The following is a 20,335-nucleotide window of genomic DNA, read 5'->3' as shown; positions in this document are numbered from 1 at the left end:
CTGCAATAGGGAAAGACGCGCCTTGGCCGAGCGACTACTCAGCGAGTTGTGTCAATTCATGTCCGGACACGGACTCTCCGTCCGGCTGGACGGTTCGGACCGCAAAGTCCGCGCCGTCAACACGCTCGAGGATGCCGCAGAAGGGGACCTGACCTTCCTGTCCAACCCCAAATACACGTCCCAGGTGACCAGAACCCGGGCGTCGGCCGTGATTCTGCGCGATGATGTGCCGGTTCCTGACGGACTCGCCGCGATCCGCTGCGGCGACCCCTATGCGGCGGTCACAGCGGCGATCATCGCTCTGCACGGCTACCGCAAGCATCCCCAATGGGGCATCAGCGAGAAGGCCCATATTGACCCGACTGCCAAGCTGGGCAACGGTGCGAACATCGCCCCCGGTGCGACAATCGCTGCTCATGTCATCATTGGCGAGAACTGCACCGTGTATCCCGGATGTTACGTCGCCGAGCATGTTACGATCGGTGATGACTGCGTGCTCTTTCCCAACGTCGTGGTGTACGATCGCTGCGTCCTCGGCAATCGCGTGACCATACATGCCGGTTCCGTGGTCGGCGAAGATGGGCTGGGTTACGCGCCGTACGAGGGGAAATGGGTGAAAATCCCTCAGGTCGGACGGACCGTCATCGGCGACGACGTGGAGATCGGTGCCAACTGCGCCGTGGATCGGGCCACGCTGGGGCGCACCGAGATCGGGACAGGAACGAAATTCGGGAACGTGATCGTCGTCGGACACGGTACGAAGATCGGACCGGACTGCCTTTTCGTCGGGCTCGTGGGCATCGCCGGGTCGGTCAACATTGGACGACACGTCACACTTGCGGGACAAGTCGGGGTGGCCGGACATTGCTCCATCGGCGATGACGTTCAAGTGGGCGCGCAGGCGGGAATCTCCGGAGATGTACCTGCCGGCATGAAGCTGCTGGGAAGCCCGGCGATAGAGCTGAACGAAGCCAAACGGGCCATGATCGCGGTTCAGAAATTGCCGGAACTGGTCAAGCGCGTGCGCGAGCTCGAGCGGGAAGTGGAAAAACTGCGAGGCGGCGGCCGGACATCATGAGTCGAGCCGGACAACCGGAATCCTCGCGGCTGGGCATTATCGCCGGAGCCGGTCGATTCCCCTTCATGGTTGTCGAGGGCGCCCGGCGCGCCGGCTGTGAGTGCATGGTCATCGGCTTACGAGGCTTCGCCGATCCCGCACTGTCACGGCTGGCCGATGCCTTCTGCTGGTCGGGGCTGGCCCGGCCGGGTAGCTGGATCAGACTTCTCCGAAGGTTCGGCGCCCGTGAGGTCATCCTTGCCGGGTCGGTGCGCAAGACGGAGATGTACGGCCGGTTCCGGTTGATCAAGTATCTGCCCGACTGGACCGCCATCCGGCTCTGGTTTTTTGAGATCGCGGACAAGCGTAACGACACCGTATTGTCAGCCGTCGCTGAAAAGCTCGCGAGACAGGGCATCATCATGCAGCCATGCATGAAATACAGCGCAGAAGACATGGCACCGGAAGGCGTGCTCACGCGCCGAGCGCCGAACGATGCACAGCGGGCGGACGCCACGTTCGGCTGGACGATCGCCCGAGAGATGGGACGCCTCGACATCGGGCAATCCGTCGCCGTGAAGGAGAAGGAAGTTATCGCGGTCGAAGCGATCGAAGGCACCGACCGCATGATCGAACGCGCCGGAGCCCTCTGTCGCGCGGGCGGGTGGACCCTGGTCAAGGTCGCCAAGCCGAACCAGGACATGCGTTTTGACGTGCCCACGGTCGGGCCCGACACCATTGCCCGCCTCAAGCAGCACGGGGGCAAGCTGCTCGTCATCGAGGCAGGACGAACCGTCATTGTCGAGCGTGAACGAATGATCGCCGATGCTGAAGCGGCGGGCGTCGTGATCATGGGACTCCGTGAGCCGTACTTAGCAGACTTTGGAACAGTCACGCTCGTGGGATGGGGATCATGAGACGGGCCCTTTCGCTTGATTTGAGAACGCACGTTGCAACGTTCTTGCTGGTCGCGTCGATTCTCGTCGCTGGTTGCGCTACCACGGGGCGCGGTGCCGGCGCCAAGAAAGATCGCGACCTCGCCCAACTGGTGGAATGGATGACCGGTTCATTCTCCAGTACGGCGCAACACGAGTCCGATCCGGACAACTTCTACGATATCCGCCTGCACATGGTGCCGATCTGGCCGGCGCGCCGCGATGCAACATGGATGTACGTCGAGCAGTCCGCCGCGGCCACGCCGGATAAGCCGTATCGCCAGCGCGTGTACCGAATCTCACGCGAAGCCGATCGCGTGCTTGAGAGTCGCGTGTTCGAACTGCCGGGCGACCCGCTTCGTTTTGTCGGCGCCTGGCGGGAAAGACATCCGCTGGCCCTCGTTTCGCCGGAGCAGCTCACGCCCCGCAAGGGCTGCGCCATATTGCTGCGACGCTCGCCGAACGGCTGGTTTGAGGGATCAACCCCCGGCCGGGAGTGCACAAGTACGTTGCGAGGTGCATCGTACGCTACATCCGAAGTCACCGTCGCCTCGTGGGGTCTGCGCACCTGGGATCGCGGCTTTGACGCCGCCGGCAAGCAGGTCTGGGGATCGACCGCAGGTCCCTACGAATTTCGCCGCAGCGTCGAGAAGGCCGGTGTTGAATAGCCCCGCTTCCGATTGCCCCCAGTTCTCCGCAAGGCGCGCCGCGCCGCACACCGATGAATCTCTGTATGCGGCCAGTGGGCGTTTGTTCAGCGCCCCCACAACCGATGGACAGAGGCCGGAGGGACGACTCCGCGTTGATCATGGACGGCATGACACAAATCCAAGGGAATGTGCTCCCCAGCGCCGGACCGGCGAGCGAGGCCTACGCGATCATCGCCGGAGTGCACCGGCAGCTTTCGGTTTCGCCGCACGCGCCGACACTGCGGCTGAGAATCGCGCGAGAATATGCTCGCCTGGGGCTCGTCCGTCCGGCGCGAGACTTGCTTTCGTCGATCCCGGAAAATCACGCATCCGCGCAGCGATTCAACCCCGACGAGGAAGGAAGCGACGCTGCGAGTGAAGCTGGGAGAATGTCCCGGGCGCTTGCGGGACGTCCCGATGGCCGGGTGCCCTGGTCTCGATACGCCACCCGGTTTGAGCGGAACCTTCAGGCACTCGAATCGCGCAACGTCGATGTGACGGGCATCCGCCGGGCATGGCGCGCATCGCACCGGCAATTCGAGCTCTACGAAGATGCCTGCGGAAACGAACAGGTGCGATGGATCGAACCGTCGGGGTGGCGGTGGATACCGGACCTCGCCGACCATCGCGCCGAGGCGGATCGACATCCGCTCCCGCCCGACATCGGCAACGCCTTCCCGGGGCCCTATCTTTTCGAGGGCCTCGACCTCGGCCACCTTTTCGAGCGCATCTACGACCGCACGCTCAACAGCTTTCTTCGACATTCCAGTGCGCTGTATGTCGTGGAACCCGACGCAGCGCTGCTTTCGATCGCGCTCCACCTGCGGGACTGGTCCGATCGGCTCGCCGACGAGCGGCTTTTCCTGTTCACCGGCGAAGGCGCCGCGCAGCGGTTTGTCGACTTGCTCCGGGCGAACGTCGACCTTCCCGTTCCCGCCCACGCGTTCACGCTCGGTCGTTTCCGATTGGGGCCGTCGCCGGGTGCCGTGGCTGCTGCGCAGACCGTTTTGGCAGAGCGTGAGCAGGCTGCGCTGCAATCATGGGAAGCATTGCAGCGGCAGTACGCCGGACGCGATGTCTCTTATTGGGCGCGGCGTTTTGACGAGGCGCTTTCGGGGAAGGGCGCACCGCTGAGAATCCTGTCCGCGGTCAGCGTCCATACGACGTTTCTCCAGCATTCCGTGCGTGATGCCCAGCGAGCGTTCGAGTCGCTGGGGCACACCTGCGAGGTGCTCAAGGAGCGCCGGCCGCATGAGGTCGTGGGGCTGGCAACCTATCACGATACCATTCGCCGGCTCGACCCCGACGTGTTCTTCAATCTCGATCACCTCCGCCCCGAGTTCGGGCAGATCGTTCCCGAGAACCTGCCCATACTGACATGGGACCAGGACCAGCTTCCGCACGTGTTCACGGACGAGAATCTTCGCCAGGTCGCGCGGCACGACTTTCTGACTGGATGCTCCAAGACGCGGTGGCTCATGGCGGGCTGCGATCCGAGGCAGTTTCTTTCAGCGATCGTGCCTACATGTCCGGAGCAGTTCGGCGGTGAGCCGCTCACTGAGGAAGAACGAACGCGTTACGCATGCGACGTGTCATACGTCAGCCACGCATCGCAGACGCCGCGAGCGTTTCATGAAGAAGAGCGGAAAAAGGCGGGCGATCCTCGACTCGCTCATTTGCTGGATGAGTTGTACGAGCTCGCGCTCGTGGAACTTGCGCAGGCGAGAACCATGCACAGCGGACTGCCCCGGTTGATCCTGCGCGAGGCCACGCGCCGAACCGGAATCAGCGTGGACGAAGCGGGCGCCCGGCAACTGTGCGGCTGGTATCTGTGGCGCCTGGGTGATCGCATTTTTCGCCACGAAGCGTTGGAATGGGTGGCGGCATGGGCGCGGCGCGCGCGGCGTCGCTTTCGCATCTACGGCAATGGCTGGGATCGGCATCCGACCCTGGCGGAGTTCGCGGCCGGTCCGGCAGAAAACGGGCGGGAGCTCATTGGCGTATACCGGGCGTCGCGGATCAACCTGCAACTGATGCCCGCCGGGTTCATCCATCAGCGGGCCTTGGACGGGCTGGCAGCCGGGGGATTCTTCCTCTCGCGGCGTGTGCCGCATGATCTAATGAGCGGGACACTGCGGCAGCTCGCGGCGCGGCTGGATGCGCTGAATCTGCACACGATGCGAGATGTGCTTGCCTGCGAGGACGGCGAATTATGGGAAAACCTGCGGACGTTTTGCGGACGGGGACTCGATGACGTCGATCCGGGCGATGATTACATCGTGGCCAATCTGCGCATGGCAGCCGAGCTGCCCTACCCGGACGAAGCATTCCCCGGGTTCGCGGACCTCGTGTTTGACTCGGCCGAGGAATTCGAACGCGTGGCGGAGCGGTTCCTGGAGGGGGAGGCGCTGCGGCAGGAAATCGTACACCGAATGCGCGAGGTGGTAATCGAGCGGTTCAGCTACAAGGCGCAGATGGGGAAGTTTCTTGAGGAGATGGGGAAGTACCTGAGGCAAGTCGTGGAGCAGTCGTAACGGGATGCGAACCGCGTGCCAAGCGACACGCGAACCGCATGCCCCACAAGATGCTCCGCAGGGCGGAACCTACTTTCCCGCGGTCGCAATTCGCTCTCTCCCGCCCATGTATCCCCGCAGCGCTTTCGGAATCGTGATCGATCCATCGGCGTTCTGGTTCAGCTCCAGCAGCGGGATGAGAATACGCGGAGAGGCGATGACGGTGTTGTTGAGCGTGTGGCAATAATGGATCTTCTTGGCTCCGTCACGATAGCGGAGCATGAGGCGGCGAGCCTGGAACTCGTAAAAGCGTGACGCGGAGTGCGTCTCGCCGTAGGAATTTCGCGAGGGCATCCACGTCTCGATGTCGTACTTTTGCACTTGCCCCATGCCCAGGTCGCCGGTGCAAACGTTGACCACGCGGTACGGCAGCTCCAAGGCCTGAAGTACCGCCTCCGCGTTGGCCATGATCTCCGCGTGGAATCGCTTGCTCTCTTCCACGTCATTTCGACAGAGCACGACCTGCTCGACCTTGTCAAAAAGATGTATGCGATACAGCCCGTACGTATCCTTGCCGGCCGCACCGGCCTCGCGGCGGAAGCACGTGCTCAGAGCGCACAGGCGGACCGGCAGGTCCTGCTCGGCCAGAATCTCGTCGGTGTGAAACGCGGTGAGCGGCACCTCGGCCGTGCCCACGAGAGAGAGCGTATCGCGTTCGCAAAGGTACGCCTGATCGCGACCGGTGGGAAAGTAGCCCGTGCCATACATGACCTCTTCCTTCACGAGGACGGGTACGACCATGGGCTGATAGCCGCGGGCGACGACGGTGTCCTGGGCGAGACGCAGTACAGCCTGGTGGAGCAAGGCGCCGTCACCGCGAAGGACATAGTTGCGTGAGCCGGCCAGCTTCACGCCGCGTTCCACGTCGATGATGCCCAGGGCGGCGCCGAGCTGAATATGATCCTTGGGTTCAAAGTCGAACGCGGGGATCTCGCCCACGCGGCGGATTTCGGCGTTCTCAGATTCGTCCTTTCCGAGCGGCGCATCCGGATCGGCCGGCTGGGGAATCGTCAGCATCAGGCGATCGAACTCCTCGACGACGGAACCCTGCTCGTCCTCCAGCGCTTTGACGCGCGGCTTGATGTCTGCAAGCTCGGCCTGAACCCGCTCTGCCTCGGCTTGAATGTCCTCGTGCGTTTTGCCCTCGGCTACCGCCCGGCGATACCAATCCGACTTTGGATTGCGCAGCAGGCCCACGCGGGAGCCGTCTTCTTTGACCCTCGTGCGAAGCGTATCGAGTTCCTGCTGAATCTCCCGGCGGCGCTGGTCCACCTGGATGAGCCGATCCAGTTCGCAGGTAATGCGCTTGTCGATCGCACCCTGTCGAACGCGATCCACGTTCTCGCGGATATATTTGATGTCGAGCATGAATTGCCCCGTTGGGTAATCCGCCCGGCGAAACCACGTGCGTCGCCCCGTGCGGCAGTGGAGTATTTCGGTCAGGCAAGTTCCGGTGTCAAGCGGGTACGATCCGCACCGAATGGATTGGGCCCGGGCCCGCCCGATCGCCCATTACGGAAAAAAGCAGCGCCCCGCCATCACGAAGACGACGAGGCGCTGCAGGGTTCGAAGCCATGTTCACCAGGCCGCCGGAACTCCCGAGATTCGACCGGCGGCGACTCGACAGCAACTACGAACCGGCGATCAGAGCATCAAGCTGGGTCTTGAGAACCTGCTCGATGTCCGGCTTGGCGCCGATGTTCACATGCTTGACCATGCCGTTGCGATCCACAACGACCATCGTGGGGAAGCTCGTAGCCTTGAACGCCCCGCCGACGGCGTTGGGCTTGTCGTGCGCGAATTCCAGCTTCGAGCCCGTGGCATCAAAGATCTTCTTGGCCTCGTCCGTCTCGTAAGCCTGGCGCATCGTCTGCACGACGTTGACGAAGCGAACGCCCTTGGATTCGTATTCCTCGCGAACCTTCTCGACGTTCGGAACCTGCCGCTTACAGAAGCCGCAGTTCGGGGCGACGAAGTTCAGGACCGTGGCCGGATGCTGGGCCAAGGTCGCATTACTCAGCTTCTTGCCCTCGATCGTCTCGATGCTGAATTGGGGAGCGGGTTTGCCCACGAGGTCCTCCGCCGGTCGGCGACGCGCCCGGCGCTCAGCCGGCGCGGAGCCTGCCAAACTCGAAGGAACGGACTTTCCGGCCACGAGGGCATCCAACTGCCCCTTCATCTTCGACTCGAGATCGGCGATGTTGCCCACGTTGATCGCCTCGACATTGCCGCTCTGGCCGACGATCACCATCGTGGGGAATCCATTCGCCTGATAGAGCGGGCCGACCTTGTTGTCGGCGTCATGGGCCAGCTCAAGATGCGAACCGGCGTTCTTGAAGATGTCGATGACCTGGTCCGTCTCGTACTTCTGCCGCATGGTCTGAACGACATTCACGAAGCGGACGCCCTTCGGCTCGTACTCCTTGCGGATCTCGTCGACGCGCGGAACCTGCTTCTTGCAGAACCCGCAATTGGCCGCAACGAAATTGAGCACCGTGGCCTTGTTGCTGCCGAACGTCGTATTTCCAACGGACTTCCCTTCCACGGTATTGATGGCAAACGCCGGGGCGGGCTTGCCGATGCCAAAGCCACCGGCCGGGCTCGGACGCGGCGTCGGTGCGGGCGGATCGGCGTCCGCTCCCTTGACCGGCTTGCCGGCGATCAGGGAGTCGAGCTGGCCTTTCACGCGCGTCTCGAGATCGCCAATATTGCCGACGTTCACGGCCTGGATCTTGCCGTCCTTGCCGACGATCACCATCGTCGGGAAACCGGTCGCCTTGAACTGCGGGCCGACCTTGTTGTCCGGGTCAGGGGCGAGCGTCAGGTTTGAACCGGCCTTGTGGAAGATGTCCACGATCTGGTCGGGCTCGAACTTCTGCCGCATCGTCTCGACGACATTGACAAATCGAACGCCTTTCGGCTCGTACACTTTGCGGATTTCCTCCAGCCGCGGCGTCTGCTTCTTGCAGAATCCGCAGTTGGCCGCAACGAAGTTCAGAACCGTGGCGGGGTGCTTCCCAAAGTCCGCGCTCGAAACGGTCTGTCCGTCGACGGTCTTCAGGCTGAAAGACGGTGCCGGTTGGCCGACCATTTCCTCGGCGGGGCGACGGCGTCGCTGCGTGGGCTGAGCGGGCTTGTTATCCGCCGGCTTGGCTGCGAGCTCCGCCTTGACCGGCGAGTCCTTGGACACAGACTTGCCCGACAGCAACGTATCCAGTTGCGATTTCACCTGGCTCTCGAAATCGGCCATGTTCCCGATATTTACAGCCTCGACCTTGCCGCTCTTTCCGACCACGACCATGGTTGGATAGCCGGTCGCATAATACTCCTGGCCAACCTTGTTGCTGGCATCTTTGGCAAGGTCAATATTCGAGCCAATGTCCTTGAACACCGCGGCAATCACGTCCTCGCCGAATTCCTTGCCCATGGTCTCCACGACGTTGACGAAGCGGATCCCCTTCGGCTCGTACTCCTTGCGAATCTCCTCCAAACGTGGAACCTGCTTCTTGCAGAAGCCGCAATTGGCCGCCACGAAGTTCAGGATGGTCGCGGGATGCTTGTCGAAGTTCTCGCTGCCGATCTCCTTGCCGCTCATCGTCTTGAGGTTGAAACCGGGCGCGGGCTTGCCGACCAAATCCTGCGGAGTCTGTCGCGTGGGGGGACGTCGTTGCGCCGCCCGTTTCTCTTCCAGATCAGCCGTCTTGATCGGCGTACGAACGACCCGTCCCGACACGGGAATCTGAATGACGGGCATGGCACTGTCGTCGGTCTTGAGCGTGACCATCCGTCCGCCGTCCGGCGGCATGTAGTTCGGCGGCGTCTCGACATTGACGATGTAGGCCTTGCCGGGAGTCTGCTCATTCACCGTGACCTTGATCTCCGGATCGTCGCTCATCCCTTCCAGAATGTGCACCGGGCTCTTCCCGTAGTTCGTGACGCGTACCGGTCGAAGGCGGATATTCCCGCCGGCCTGCATTCCGTCAATCGGCGAAATGATGATCTGCGACGGACTGACATCCAGGCGCTCCGGCACCGTGGCATTGGCCACAACCGGAATGCTGCTTCGCTCCTCGATGTTGGTGAGGAGGTTCACCTTCGCATACTGCGGTCCGGTGGTATACGGCGGCGTCATCTTGATCCGCAGCTCGTATTCCTTGCCCGGCTCGACCTCGCTCAAATCGAACGTGAACGGCGGCTTGCTCGTCTCATCCAGAGAGATCTTCAACGGCTGTTCCACGTTGCTGACGATCTTGATCACGCGCTCATGGGGCTCGTCGGCCGTTACCTTGCCGAAGATCGCGTTTCCCGGAAGCACGTCCACGTGCTGCTTGGCGACGCCGGTCAGGCCGAGCCGCAGCTCCCGCTTCTTGGGATCGTTTGTGCTGATGGTGATGGACTTGCGGAATCGGCCGTTGAGCCGAATGCTGTTCAGCGAGAACGGGAATTCGCCCGACTCGCCCGCTTCGATCCGCTGCGGATACGGACCGGCAATGGTGCAACCGCACCCCGGCTTCACGCGCAGGATCTCGAGCGGGGCGTCGCCGGTGTTCTTGAGCTTGAACGTGGCGTCCAGCTTGGGCCCGGCCCAGATTTCTCCGAAGTCAAAGTCCTCGCTGCCGACGATCTCGACGCTGGGCGCCGGACCGTCCTGCTGAGGCATGACTGCCATCGTGGGAACGTTCGTTCGGGATTCCCCGGTGGCAGACTTTGGTGCAACCTTCATCGGCGGCGGCTTCGCTTCCACCCACCCCGCAAGCACGAACGAAATCGCAAACGCCGTTACCAAGATTGCCTGCGCCTGCTTCCAATGCTGTTTCCGATCCATGATGGTCATCCTCATTACTCGCCCTCGCTTTTGATCCTGACGAATCCGGAACTTTCTGGAACTGATGGTTGCTGCCGAAGGCCGTCGATCCTGCCTCGCAAGCTCTTCAACCGGGAGCAGTCTTGAATCAGCAAAGTGATTCAGAGAGTCCCACACCCCCTCTATCATCGAGATCGGTCTATATAACCCTCGGGACGTTGAACGATCAACGCGACGGAAGCTATGTTACGGCAGCGTTACCGCCTCGTTATGTTCAGATTCGCCCTTTTCGGGCGTCGAGACGGCGGTTTCTCTGCCGTCGTCCCTGACCACTCTGAATTGCCGCCCGCGCGGACTCCGGTTACATCTTGTGTCCGTGCTGACCGAGGAACGGACACCATTTCGTCGCCTGCTGCTGCTCATCGGCTCCTTCGGGCCGCTGGGGCATGCGCCGGCATCCGGCACGGTCACGGTCGCCTTGATCGGCGTTCCTCTGTACTGGTTGCTCAGCACCTACCTCGGCCTGCCGCCGGCCGCGTACCTCGCGCTCGTTACCGCACTGACGCTGTTCGCGGTCTGGCTCCACGATGTCGGCGACCGGATCCTCCGCAAGAAGGACAGCTCGACCCTGGTCTGGGATGAGATCGTCGGGTTTCTTATCGGCGTCGCCTTTGTGCCCTTCTCCTGGCCGATCGTGATCATCGCCTTTTTCCTCGAACGCGCCATCGACATTGCGAAAGTGCCTCCCGCCCGCTGGATCGAAGACCGCTGGCCCGGAGGCTGGGGCGTCGTCGGCGATGACGTCGTGGCCGGAATCTACACCTGTCTCCTGCTCCATTTGCTCACTTGGTGCTTCCCCGGTCTGCAAGGCTTGCCAGGATAGCCCAACTGCGTCCGGAAAAGACCTGCGCGAATAAAAAACAAGGTGTGGCCTAAACGCCGGCAGCCGCTCGCGCATCCATCTATTCGACGGATCGAGCGGCACGGCCGCCGGGGTTAACGCACGCGACGAGATTCAGATGCCGTCCGGCCAATCGGACAAAACTTCGCCCACGCCCTCGATCCACCGGTTGGGCGAATTCGATCCGCTGGAACGTCAACGGCTCGTCCGCCTGGCCTACCGCTTCGTTTGGAATCTGCACGACGCGGAAGACGTGGTGCAGGACGCGCTGGTTACGGCGCGCCAGAAGGCGAACGACGTCAAGGAGCCGAATCGATGGTGGAACTGGCTGATGCGAATCGTGGTGCAACGCTGCCATCTGCAGAAGCGTCGGCAACGGATGCGCCGACGAGCGGAATCATTACTCCCGTCTCGTGCCGAGAAGCATGTAGAGTCCACGACCGATCAGCTTTCTCCTCAAGCAACACGACTGAGAACGGCGTTGCTCGAATTGCCCGACCGACAGCGCGATGTGCTTGTACTTCGCCATCTGGAGGACATGCCCTTCGAGCAGATCGGCGAAGTGCTGGGCATCTCGCCCGTGACAGCGCGAGTTCATGCCCATGCAGGGAGGGAAGCCTTGCGCAAGCGGCTGACCTGCGCGGAGGGCGCGCCCGGCAGCGGGCGTAACGACCTCTGAATCTCGGAGAGTTTCCCCATGCGTTGCGAAGAAGCGCGAGATTATTGGCAAAATCGACTCGACGGCGGCAGCGAGGTTCCGGAGTACGAGGCTCACTTGTACTCCTGCCCCGCGTGCCGCGCATACGTCGAACAGATAACGGCTGTTGTCGACGGCCTCCGCGAACTGCGAAACGCTACGGAACACGTCGGCCTGTCGTCAAGGGATATTCGCTCACCCAGGACCCGCCTCCCGCGCGCGTATCGCATGTTGCGAATCGCCGCAGCGGTGGCGATCGTCGCGACAGCCGGGTTCATCTTTGTAAACCGGTCTGGTGAGACCGCAAGAGTATCAAACGTCTCGGTCGTTCCGGATTCGCCCGATGCTGCACCACCAGATGCCTCGCTCGCATCCGGGCGACATGGCCCGATCGCCGGTATGACGCTGCGTGGCACAAGCGAAGGCCGGTTTCTCGCCGTCGCGGATGCGCATCCGCGTGGCGGAGTGCAGGTGTATTGGCTGTTTCCAACCCTGGATGAAGGGTCAGGGGCAAAGCGCTGAATACGGAGTTTTCTGCGGCGCGTTCGATGCGATTGCGAGGCCTCAGCGCATTGGACGCCGCGGCACGTTGAACAAGTAGATCCGAAGGAGTGATAGTCATGACGCAGTCTCGCTTTTTCATGCTCTCGACGATGGTAACAGGTGTAATCGCTGCCGCGGCGCTGGCCGAGCCACCCGCCCCCGAAGCGGGTTCATTCGACCTCACGCTCGGAAAGAACCTCCAGGTGCTCCGGCTCGAGCACGCACACGCTCCGGCGGTCGCCCACGCGCTGAAGGAACTCAGCGCCGAAGGCGGGATTCTCGCCGGCTTCCACGCGTCCGCCGTGAACGATACCACCCTGATTGTCCGAGCCCGCGAGGAAATGATGGGGGCCGTGCGCAGCGTTGTCGAAGAACTCGACAAACCTGCAACGTCCCTGTCTTCCGATTCAACAACGGCGTTTCTGCCGCTCGGCAATGTCTCGACCGCCACCCTCGGGCCGGTTATCGACACGATCCTCAGCAAGCCCCGGGAGCAATTCGCATTGGATCCTCTCAACCACCGCCTCGTGGTTCGTGCGTCACCGGCGTCCGTCGCCCGGGTCGCAGCATTCCTGAAGGAGGCCGATGCTTCGCCCTCGCCTCTACAACTCGAATTCCACTTTCTCCGCGGATCACTCAGTGGAAACGCGAGAGGCGATGCCCCGAATCTGCCCAAGAGCCTCCAATCCGTCGCCTCGGCTCTGCGCGAGGGAGGATGGAACGCCATCGAAGACCTCGCCCCGATTATCATCACGTCGGGCGGCGAGGGAGGCTTCTCGTCCTCCAGCGCGATCAACCGTAAAACGACCGACGGCACCGGCGAAGTGCTCGAATTCGCGGTGAAAGGAACCGCCCGGCCCTTGCCGGAAACGGAATTCGCACAGATGGAAATTCGCGGACAGGTCTTCGGGGAATTCGGCCCGGACGAGGAAAAGCCCGAAGGTCGCACGCAGTTTGATGTCAACACGACGTTGACGCTGAAGCTCGGCGAGTACGTGGTCCTCGCGGCCGCGCCCAGCACGACTTCGGCGGGCGACGCCATCGCCCTTGCAGTGCGTGTCACCACGAAATGACCGATCATTCGATTGGAGCGGCCCGCGGAACCGACCTCGCGAAAGCGAATCATGTGTCGCCTCTCGCGTCGGAGCCGTGGGCTGCTTCCGTCTTTCCACTCGGCCCGGCTTCACCTGCCGAGCGCTTGACGCCCGGCTTAGCGCGCCGGCTCCTACCCCGCAGATTCACCCTTCTTGTCCAGCCAACTGGTCACCAGCCAGAAGATCCACAACGCCACGAACGCCGCCCCGCCGATCGCCGCGAACACGAACCAGATGTAGTGGGCATGGGCGTAGGCTTCGGGCAACGCACTCCCCGTCGCGATCGCCGTTTCCCACTGCCGTTGCACGGCTTCCGGCAGCGTCGCCGGATCGGGGCAGTAGCGAACTAGCAGGTCACCCGCCAGGATGAATCCTACGAACCATGCGATAAAAACGGTCAGATTCTGATAGCCCATGTACAGCCCCTCCTCTCCCGGTGGGGCCTGTTTCGACGCGAACTCCAGGAATTTCGGGGAGAGGAAGCACTCGGCCAGGCCGATCATGGCAATGCCCACGATGGCCATCACCGTGAGAGGATGCAGGGTGAAGGCACCGAAATCGATCAAAGACCCCGCGATTCCTTCCAACATAGGAGTCAGAGCAATGCTCAATGCCGCGAGCGGTATGATGAAAAGCCCAATGCCAATCGAGATAACCGGCTTGAGATTTCGCACCATATGCGTGATGGGCACGACCAGCAATACGACAATGAGCGGATTGATGTTCGCCAGCCATTCGGGCTTGGCCGCTTCGCCCTGCAGGCGCAGGACGTACTTGGGAATGCTCGCATACAGCTGTCCCTGAATCAACCAAAAACCAGCGATGATGACGATCAGGGCCATAAACCGGAAGTTGAGCACGACCTTGAACAGCCCGGTCAGCACTTCACTCGGCCGCTTGGCCGTGCCGGGAGTATCCTCGTGGCGATAGAACAGCGCCGTGACAATGAACCCGCAGACGGCCATCGCCGAGGCATAGTACATGATGTGCTCGAGGCTCCAATATTCGCGGAGCGGAGCGGCCACGGTCTTGCCCGTGAAGCTTCCGACGTTGACCATGAAGTAGAATATCGAAAAGGCCCGGGCGCGGTTGGTATCGTCGGAACTCAGCGATACCGTCCCGCTGATCACCGGCTTGACGATCGCCCCGCCTATCGCGACGAACCCCAGCGCCGCAAGCGTTGAGACCTTGCCGGGAACGGCGCCCATTAGCAAGTACCCGATGGCCAGCAGGGCAAACGCCGCCATCAAGGCCCGCCGAAACCCGATCTTGTCGGCCAGCGCTCCCATGAATAGCGGCATGAGATAAAGCACGGCGGCAAAGGTCCCGGAAACCACGCCCGCCTCCCGATCGCTGAACTCGACGACCCGACTGAGGTACAGCGTCAGCGAAATGAACATGCCATAGTACGCCGCACGCTCGAAAAGCTCGCCGACGTTAGCGATCCAGAATCGTGCGGGGTAGCGCCACGTGAGCCTGGGCTCGGCCGCGACGAATTCTTTCGTCATTGAGTGCGCTCCTTTGAACGACAGGGAGGCTCCGGTCGTGGCGGATCTTACACGCAGATGTGCCCGTTCGGAACCCGATACCTCCGACTGGACGGACGTTGCGGGCCGACTAGACTGTCATCCGTCCACGCATCATGCGGGCGATTCGCGCGGAATCGTCGCGATCTTTCGCCGGAGAATTGGCCTTGGTGACGACTCTTCGACGCTTCGAGGTGCAGGCCCGGTACGCTCTCCTGCTCGGCATTCTCGCCGTGCCACCGTTTGTCGCGGGTGCGGCGCTGGTAGCGAGAAACTACAATCCCGACGTCGGCCGCATCGTGTACGGCGAGAAGCGTCTGTTCGTACCCGCCCTGCTCGGGTGTCTGGCGGTATCAATCTTGCTGGGCGGAGTAGCGTTCGTGTTGGGTTTCAACAGCGCCGGGCAGCGACGGAACGAGCGCCCCGTGTTTTCCTGGATTGGATTTTTTCTCGGCGGCACGATCTGCACGCTCAGCCTGATCCTGCTGCTGGCGTTCATGATGCTGCGGCACAAGCTCGTCGCCGCCTGAATCGGTCCTCGCCGCGTCATTCACGCGGCGACCTCGTGAGGATTCCCATGCTTGCCCTCCACCAGAAGATTCTCCAGGATATGCTTTCCATTCCCACGGCACCCTTCGCCGAACACGCCGTCATCGATTACGTGAGAAAATTCTGCCAGAAGCTGGGCACGCCGCGGGTTGCTGAGGACAAGGTCGGCAATCTGCTCGTGCACATTCGCCAGGGCAATCGCAAGGTCACCCGCCCCGTGTGCATCACCGCCCACCTCGACCACCCCGGCTTCATCGCGGACAGGATGCTCGGCGGCAAGCGCCTGCGGGCCTTTTGGCGCGGCGGCGTCCCGAAAGAGTATTTCGTCGGCACGGGCGTACGCTTTTACACCGACGGCGGTGCCGTGAAAGGTAGGATCAGGTCGATCAAGACCGTCGATCGCGATGGGCAGAAACGCGTCGATACCTGCACCGTGGAACTCGCTCGCGCGGCCGACGTCCCCCACGGGACCGTCGGCATGTGGGACCTGCCCGATCCGCAGATCCGGAACGGGCGCATTCATGCCCGCGGATGCGACGACATCGCCGGGGCGTCGGCCATGCTCTGCGCCATGGAATCGCTCGTCCGCCGCAACGTTTCCTGCGACACGTATTACCTCTTCACGCGGGCCGAGGAGGTCGGCTTCATCGGGGCCATCGCCGCCGCCCGGCTCAAGACCATTCCGAAGAAATGCCTTGTCGTAGCCATGGAGAACAGCTCCCAGCTTCCCAATGCCCGCATGGGTGACGGACCTATCCTCCGCGTCGGCGATCGCGCCAGCACGTTCACGCCTGCGGTGACATCGTTCTGTCACCGCGTCGCCCGCGAGCTGGCCTCGACCGACTCCTCCTTCAAATATCAGCGCAAGCTCATGGACGGCGGCACGTGCGAGTCCAGCGCCTACTGCGTGCTGGGCTACGAGGCCACCGGCATGTGCCTCGCCCTGGGTAACTACCACAACATCGATGCCAAGCGCCGCAAGATCGCCCCGGAGTTCATCGACCTGAGCGACTTCGAGAACGTGGTGAAATGGTTCGTGGAGCTGGCCCGCACCCCCCATGCCTACGCCGGCCGGGACGATGTGCTGTACGATCGCATCATCGACCTGGAAAAAACCTACCGCACCCTTCTGCGCCGATCCGTCAGGAAACCGGCGTAGAGCTCGCTCAACCAGGAGCGTCGAAGGGCCATTGAACGCGTCATTCCGGTGAAGGCCGGAATCCAGGCCCGCCGCTAACGAAGCACACTGAACTTGGCCTGTGCGCGAGTGCCCGTGGAAACGGCGACCCCCAGCAGCGCGGCCGCGTTGTCCTCCCAGCACCGCTTCGCGGAATGATGCGATGGCAGTTCCAGAGTGATCGTCGGGATGCCCTGCTCGATGCCCGCCCAGGTGCCGAAGCTCCCCGGCGTGGGGTAACCGATGCTCTCTGCCAGGGGATAGCCGTTCACGCGAGACATGCGCTTAGCGACGCGCCTCGCCGGGCCGTCGTAGTTGACGCAATAGCGATTCCGATCGATGGAGTGGATGGTCACGATAAGCGCAGGCTGATGGTGCTCCACAGCGCGGATGACCGCCCGCGTCTCCGGCTCGCTTGCCGGCCTTGAGCCCCCGTACATGCGACTTCGCTCCGCCAGCAGTGTCCAATTATCCGTTGGGAAATTGCGATTGATGTCCACACCTCGCGCGTTACGCCGCTTCCGCAACGCAAACCCGTCCGGGTTCACGCAGGGCACGATCAGCCAATGCGTCTCCCGGCTGTTCTTCCGAGCCGCAGGCTTGAGCCCGCGCGATCCTGATCCGCCTTCAAAAATCTGGGCGAGTGAGCGGATCAATCGCTGTGCAATATCGACGCTCTTCGGCTCGTCGCCGTGCGTGCCCCCCAGAATCAATACGCGAGGACGCCCGCCGCGACCGATTTCGAAAGCCTCGATGCGCCGGCCTTCGATCGATCGTCCCAGCAGGATCACGGGCAACCAAAACCTCGATCATGGCGTGGAAGAAAACCGCGGCCAGCCCGAACGCCCGGCGGTCAATGAAAATGGACCTGTTACGTTCCTCTGTGGCGGAATTCGTCTACGACGCCACGTCGCGCGAACGCGAGACCGGTGCAGCCAGGCGGTTGCTTCGACTCGTGAGTCGGCGGGCACTCCGCTGCTTGGTAACCTTCCCGCGCACAGGTTCGCTGGCCGATTCGAAGAACCGGCCCAGATTGCGGATTCGCTCCTGCCGCTTGGCCACCAGCGATTCCAGCGTCATCCGCTTCAGGTGCGTCAGCGACTCGGTGATGTACTTCTCGAGGTTCTCCGCCGCCGCCTCGGGATCGCGGTGCGCCCCGCCGACGGGCTCGTCAATGATGTCGTCGATGATGTTGAGACCCTTGAGATCCGCGGCCGTGAGCTTCAGAGCTTCGGCGGCATGCTGCCTTCGCTCCGCCGTCTTCCACAGAATCGCCGCGCATCCTTCCGGCGAAATGACGGAATAGAACGCGTTGCGGAACATGGCCACGCGGTCGCCCACACCCAGCCCGAGTGCTCCCCCGCTGCCGCCCTCGCCGATCACCACGCAAACGACCGGCGTCCGCAGGCGGGACATCTCCATCAGGTTTACCGCGATGGCTTGGGCAATCCCGCGCTCCTCGGCCCCAATGCCCGGATACGCACCCTGCGTGTCAACCAGACAGACGACCGGGAGCCCGAACTTCTCTGCCAGCCGCATCTTGAGCAGGGCCTTGCGATATCCTTCCGGATGGGCACATCCGAAGTGGCACGCCACGCGCTCCTTCGTATCCTTACCCTTGTTGTGGCCCATGACCATCACCTTGTGTGCCCCGATTCGAGCAAACCCGGTGATGATCGCCTTGTCGTCGCCATAGGCGCGGTCCCCGTGAAGCTCACAGAAATCGCGAAAGATCATGCGGAGGTAATCTGGAACCAGCGGCCGGGCGCTGTGGCGGGCTACCAGAACTGTCTCCCACGGCGTCAATCCCGAGTAGATGCGCTTCAGTGTCGCCTGATACTGCTCGCTCAGACGGCGAATCTCTTCACCCGCATCGTTGCCGTTGGTGCTCGCCCGCTGCCCCAATTCTGCGATCGCACGATCGATCTGCTGGAGCGAACGCTCAAACTCAAGGTATTGGACGGCAGGAACCGCCGCCCGAGAATCCGGTACGGTCGTCATATCGATTGATCCGCGTTGATTTCGTAGGTCCAATGTCCTCGGCCGACCTGAGTGCCGCCACGACCGAGGCTCCGCGCCTTGGGATGATCAATTTCTCCCCTACAGGTTACCGCGGAACGGCAATTCGACAAGTGCTGAGTGTCACAATATCGGGCGCTTTGTCGCCAACTGACAAAGTCGAGACACGCTACAGCAGAGGTTATCGGCAGTTCCTGCGCCATCTCGCAAACTCAATTGTCCGGAATCATGGCCGCGTTGGCCTCGCCGGCGCTGCCAAAACGAGCCGCCATCTGCCCGAGAAGTTCCACGAGGCGGTCCGCCGCTGCATCGTCGGAAATGGTCCGAACCGCCATTTGTCCCAGCAGATGGTCCACTTCACGCAAGGCATTCTGTCGAACGCTCGAATTCGCATCATTCGGGGATGACAACGGGTGCCGGCTGACATCCCCGGCATCGGCGCCCCAGACTTCCGTAAAACGTCGATCCAGCGCCGCGGAAAGCGCTCCGACTCGGGGCGCAGAGGAACTTCCCCGGCGTGCCAAAGCTCTGGCAACGGCGCGAACGCGGAGTGTGATCATTGCGTCCCACGTCTTGTGGGAAGCGTCCTGACCACCCAAGAGCCCATCTACAATGACGCGCTCCTTGGGCGCCAGATCATCCTCGTGGGGGGGCGAGCCCGATTCCTTAATTCTCTGGTGGGCCCCCGGCAACGTTGCCCCAACCACGGCACTGGATTCGCTGGGACGCGGCGTGTCGTGGAATCCCACCGGATTCTCCGCGTGGACAAGGGTGCGTTCGTTGTTTGTCACGCCTCCCGCGGAAGCAGGCTCGACCGCCGCTTGCTGCTCCCCCGCCGTTGTTACTTCACTTGAAAGAGTGGGAAATTCCGGCGCTATCACATTGGGCAATACCTGGACGGGAAGCAGTACGGTCGTTTCCAGCTCGCCACTGCCAACAGACGGATTCTCGTAGATCTCCATTAGGGGGCCGCAGATCTCAAGCCCCTGATCCAGCGCCCAGGCGCTGAGCTCCGCCATGGACCGGCGTGGAGAGGATCGCGCCGTACCAAGATCGACACCCGCCGCTCTGGTTTCCGGCCAGTCGACGGCAGAGTATGCCGATCCCGCTTGAAACGAATCCGGAGCGAGGAATCCGACCTGAATGCGCATCCGGCTCGGATAGGTCGTCTGCGGATCATCCAGATAGCGAACCAGCAGCTTGCATTCCGGCGCGTCGGCGCGAGCCATGTCCGCCCGCACCTGGGCAAGGCGCGGACCGACGGCCCAGTAGGGACCGGTGTACGTCACGTACACAAACCGCCCGGCCGGGAGCGTTCGCACGCTGACTGCCGCGTCTTCCGGTGGCGAAGCCGTCCCGGCATGTGCCGACCACGGAGACATCCAGCAGGCGCACAGGGCACCCACGAGGGAAATCCCCCGCACACGCCGCGCGCGACCAAGTCCACCCGAAATAACCATGATCCCTTTCGTACCGCCGATCGCGCACACGGTTGCGATCTTCGCGCAGATGCGTCGTTAGAGCCCGGAGGGGATACCAAACAAGCGTTCATTGAACACTTTTTTCAATCCGACCGCAAGAAAAAAGGCACCGCGATGGGGAGCCCGGTAATGCATTCGAACCCGGTTCATATCAAGGGCAACTTCATGCCCGTCACCGCTGCGCGGGCGTGCAGTGCTTCATGAGTGTTCGATGAACCTTGTTTGCTGGCACGTGCGCCGGAGTTTAAGCCAGTCGTTGGGGCGGGCGTCCGAGAATCGCTCGGAAATCA

Annotated in this window: 15 protein-coding genes; 9 read left to right on the top strand and 6 right to left on the bottom strand. The window is 62.4% G+C overall.

All coding sequences use genetic code 11. The features are described from left to right. Positions 1–22: 22 nt before the first annotated feature. The 4 genes from lpxD to J5J06_01115 all read left to right on the top strand — a co-directional run bounded on the left by lpxD (position 23) and on the right by J5J06_01115 (position 5,215). Positions 23–1,078, top strand: coding sequence for a UDP-3-O-(3-hydroxymyristoyl)glucosamine N-acyltransferase (lpxD, locus tag J5J06_01130; GenBank protein ID MCO6435673.1), 1,056 nt, complete (start codon positions 23–25; stop codon positions 1,076–1,078). Then, the gene (gene lpxI / locus J5J06_01125) at positions 1,075–1,974 is read left to right on the top strand and encodes a UDP-2,3-diacylglucosamine diphosphatase LpxI (GenBank protein ID MCO6435672.1); all 900 of its coding nucleotides are present in this window, start codon (positions 1,075–1,077) and stop codon (positions 1,972–1,974) included. Before lpxD ends, lpxI begins: the two co-directional genes overlap by 4 nt. Beyond that, positions 1,971–2,660: a chromophore lyase CpcT/CpeT gene (locus J5J06_01120; protein ID MCO6435671.1), complete on the top strand. Its 690-nt coding sequence runs from the start codon at positions 1,971–1,973 to the stop codon at positions 2,658–2,660. The genes lpxI and J5J06_01120 overlap by 4 nt, the downstream gene beginning before the upstream one ends. A gap of 149 nt (positions 2,661–2,809) precedes the next feature. Next, positions 2,810–5,215: a glycosyltransferase family 1 protein gene (locus J5J06_01115; protein ID MCO6435670.1), complete on the top strand. Its 2,406-nt coding sequence runs from the start codon at positions 2,810–2,812 to the stop codon at positions 5,213–5,215. A gap of 69 nt (positions 5,216–5,284) precedes the next feature. Here the strand turns inward: J5J06_01115 and serS are convergent, their stop codons facing one another. Together serS and J5J06_01105 are read right to left on the bottom strand one after the other, a co-directional pair. Continuing rightward, positions 5,285–6,622, bottom strand: a complete 1,338-nt coding sequence (gene serS / locus J5J06_01110) for a serine--tRNA ligase (protein MCO6435669.1) — start codon at positions 6,620–6,622, stop codon at positions 5,285–5,287. A gap of 262 nt (positions 6,623–6,884) precedes the next feature. Continuing rightward, complete coding sequence (locus J5J06_01105; protein MCO6435668.1) at positions 6,885–10,079, bottom strand: redoxin domain-containing protein; 3,195 nt, start codon at positions 10,077–10,079, stop codon at positions 6,885–6,887. Positions 10,080–10,428: 349 nt separating this feature from the next. Between J5J06_01105 and J5J06_01100 the strand changes: the two genes are divergently transcribed. From J5J06_01100 to J5J06_01090, 3 genes are all read left to right on the top strand, one after another. After that, positions 10,429–10,941: a phosphatidylglycerophosphatase A gene (locus J5J06_01100; protein ID MCO6435667.1), complete on the top strand. Its 513-nt coding sequence runs from the start codon at positions 10,429–10,431 to the stop codon at positions 10,939–10,941. Between the two features lie 136 nt (positions 10,942–11,077). Then, positions 11,078–11,638, top strand: coding sequence for a sigma-70 family RNA polymerase sigma factor (locus J5J06_01095; GenBank protein ID MCO6435666.1), 561 nt, complete (start codon positions 11,078–11,080; stop codon positions 11,636–11,638). A gap of 638 nt (positions 11,639–12,276) precedes the next feature. Then, entirely contained in the window at positions 12,277–13,272 is a 996-nt protein-coding gene (locus J5J06_01090; GenBank protein ID MCO6435665.1) for a hypothetical protein, read from the top strand. A 152-nt stretch (positions 13,273–13,424) separates the two neighbouring features. Here J5J06_01090 and J5J06_01085 read toward each other — a convergent pair whose 3' ends face one another. After that, positions 13,425–14,801 (bottom strand): MFS transporter, encoded by a 1,377-nt coding sequence (locus J5J06_01085; protein ID MCO6435664.1) that lies wholly within the window; start codon positions 14,799–14,801, stop codon positions 13,425–13,427. Positions 14,802–14,986: 185 nt separating this feature from the next. Here J5J06_01085 and J5J06_01080 point away from each other — a divergent pair, with 185 nt between their 5' ends. Next, the gene (locus J5J06_01080) at positions 14,987–15,349 is read left to right on the top strand and encodes a hypothetical protein (GenBank protein MCO6435663.1); all 363 of its coding nucleotides are present in this window, start codon (positions 14,987–14,989) and stop codon (positions 15,347–15,349) included. A 47-nt stretch (positions 15,350–15,396) separates the two neighbouring features. Further along, on the top strand, positions 15,397–16,527 hold the full coding sequence (locus tag J5J06_01075) for a M20/M25/M40 family metallo-hydrolase (GenBank protein ID MCO6435662.1): 1,131 nt from the start codon (positions 15,397–15,399) through the stop codon (positions 16,525–16,527). 74 nt (positions 16,528–16,601) lie between these two features. On the opposite strand, the gene J5J06_01070 is transcribed toward J5J06_01075, so the two are convergent. The 3 genes from J5J06_01070 to J5J06_01060 all read right to left on the bottom strand — a co-directional run bounded on the left by J5J06_01070 (position 16,602) and on the right by J5J06_01060 (position 20,024). After that, complete coding sequence (locus tag J5J06_01070; protein MCO6435661.1) at positions 16,602–17,342, bottom strand: murein peptide amidase A; 741 nt, start codon at positions 17,340–17,342, stop codon at positions 16,602–16,604. Between the two features lie 100 nt (positions 17,343–17,442). After that, the gene (locus tag J5J06_01065) at positions 17,443–18,546 is read right to left on the bottom strand and encodes an acetyl-CoA carboxylase carboxyltransferase subunit alpha (GenBank protein MCO6435660.1); all 1,104 of its coding nucleotides are present in this window, start codon (positions 18,544–18,546) and stop codon (positions 17,443–17,445) included. A 230-nt stretch (positions 18,547–18,776) separates the two neighbouring features. Continuing rightward, positions 18,777–20,024 carry a GyrI-like domain-containing protein gene (locus J5J06_01060; GenBank protein MCO6435659.1) on the bottom strand — a complete coding sequence of 416 codons (1,248 nt, stop codon included), beginning with the start codon at positions 20,022–20,024 and terminating at the stop codon, positions 18,777–18,779. Positions 20,025–20,335 lie beyond the last annotated feature (311 nt).

It is taken from the genome of Phycisphaerae bacterium (assembly GCA_024102815.1).
Taxonomy (GTDB): Bacteria; Planctomycetota; Phycisphaerae; order UBA1845; family UBA1845; genus JAGFJJ01.
The sequence above is the reverse complement of the archived record's forward strand: the minus strand, read 5'-3'. Positions and strand labels throughout refer to the sequence as shown.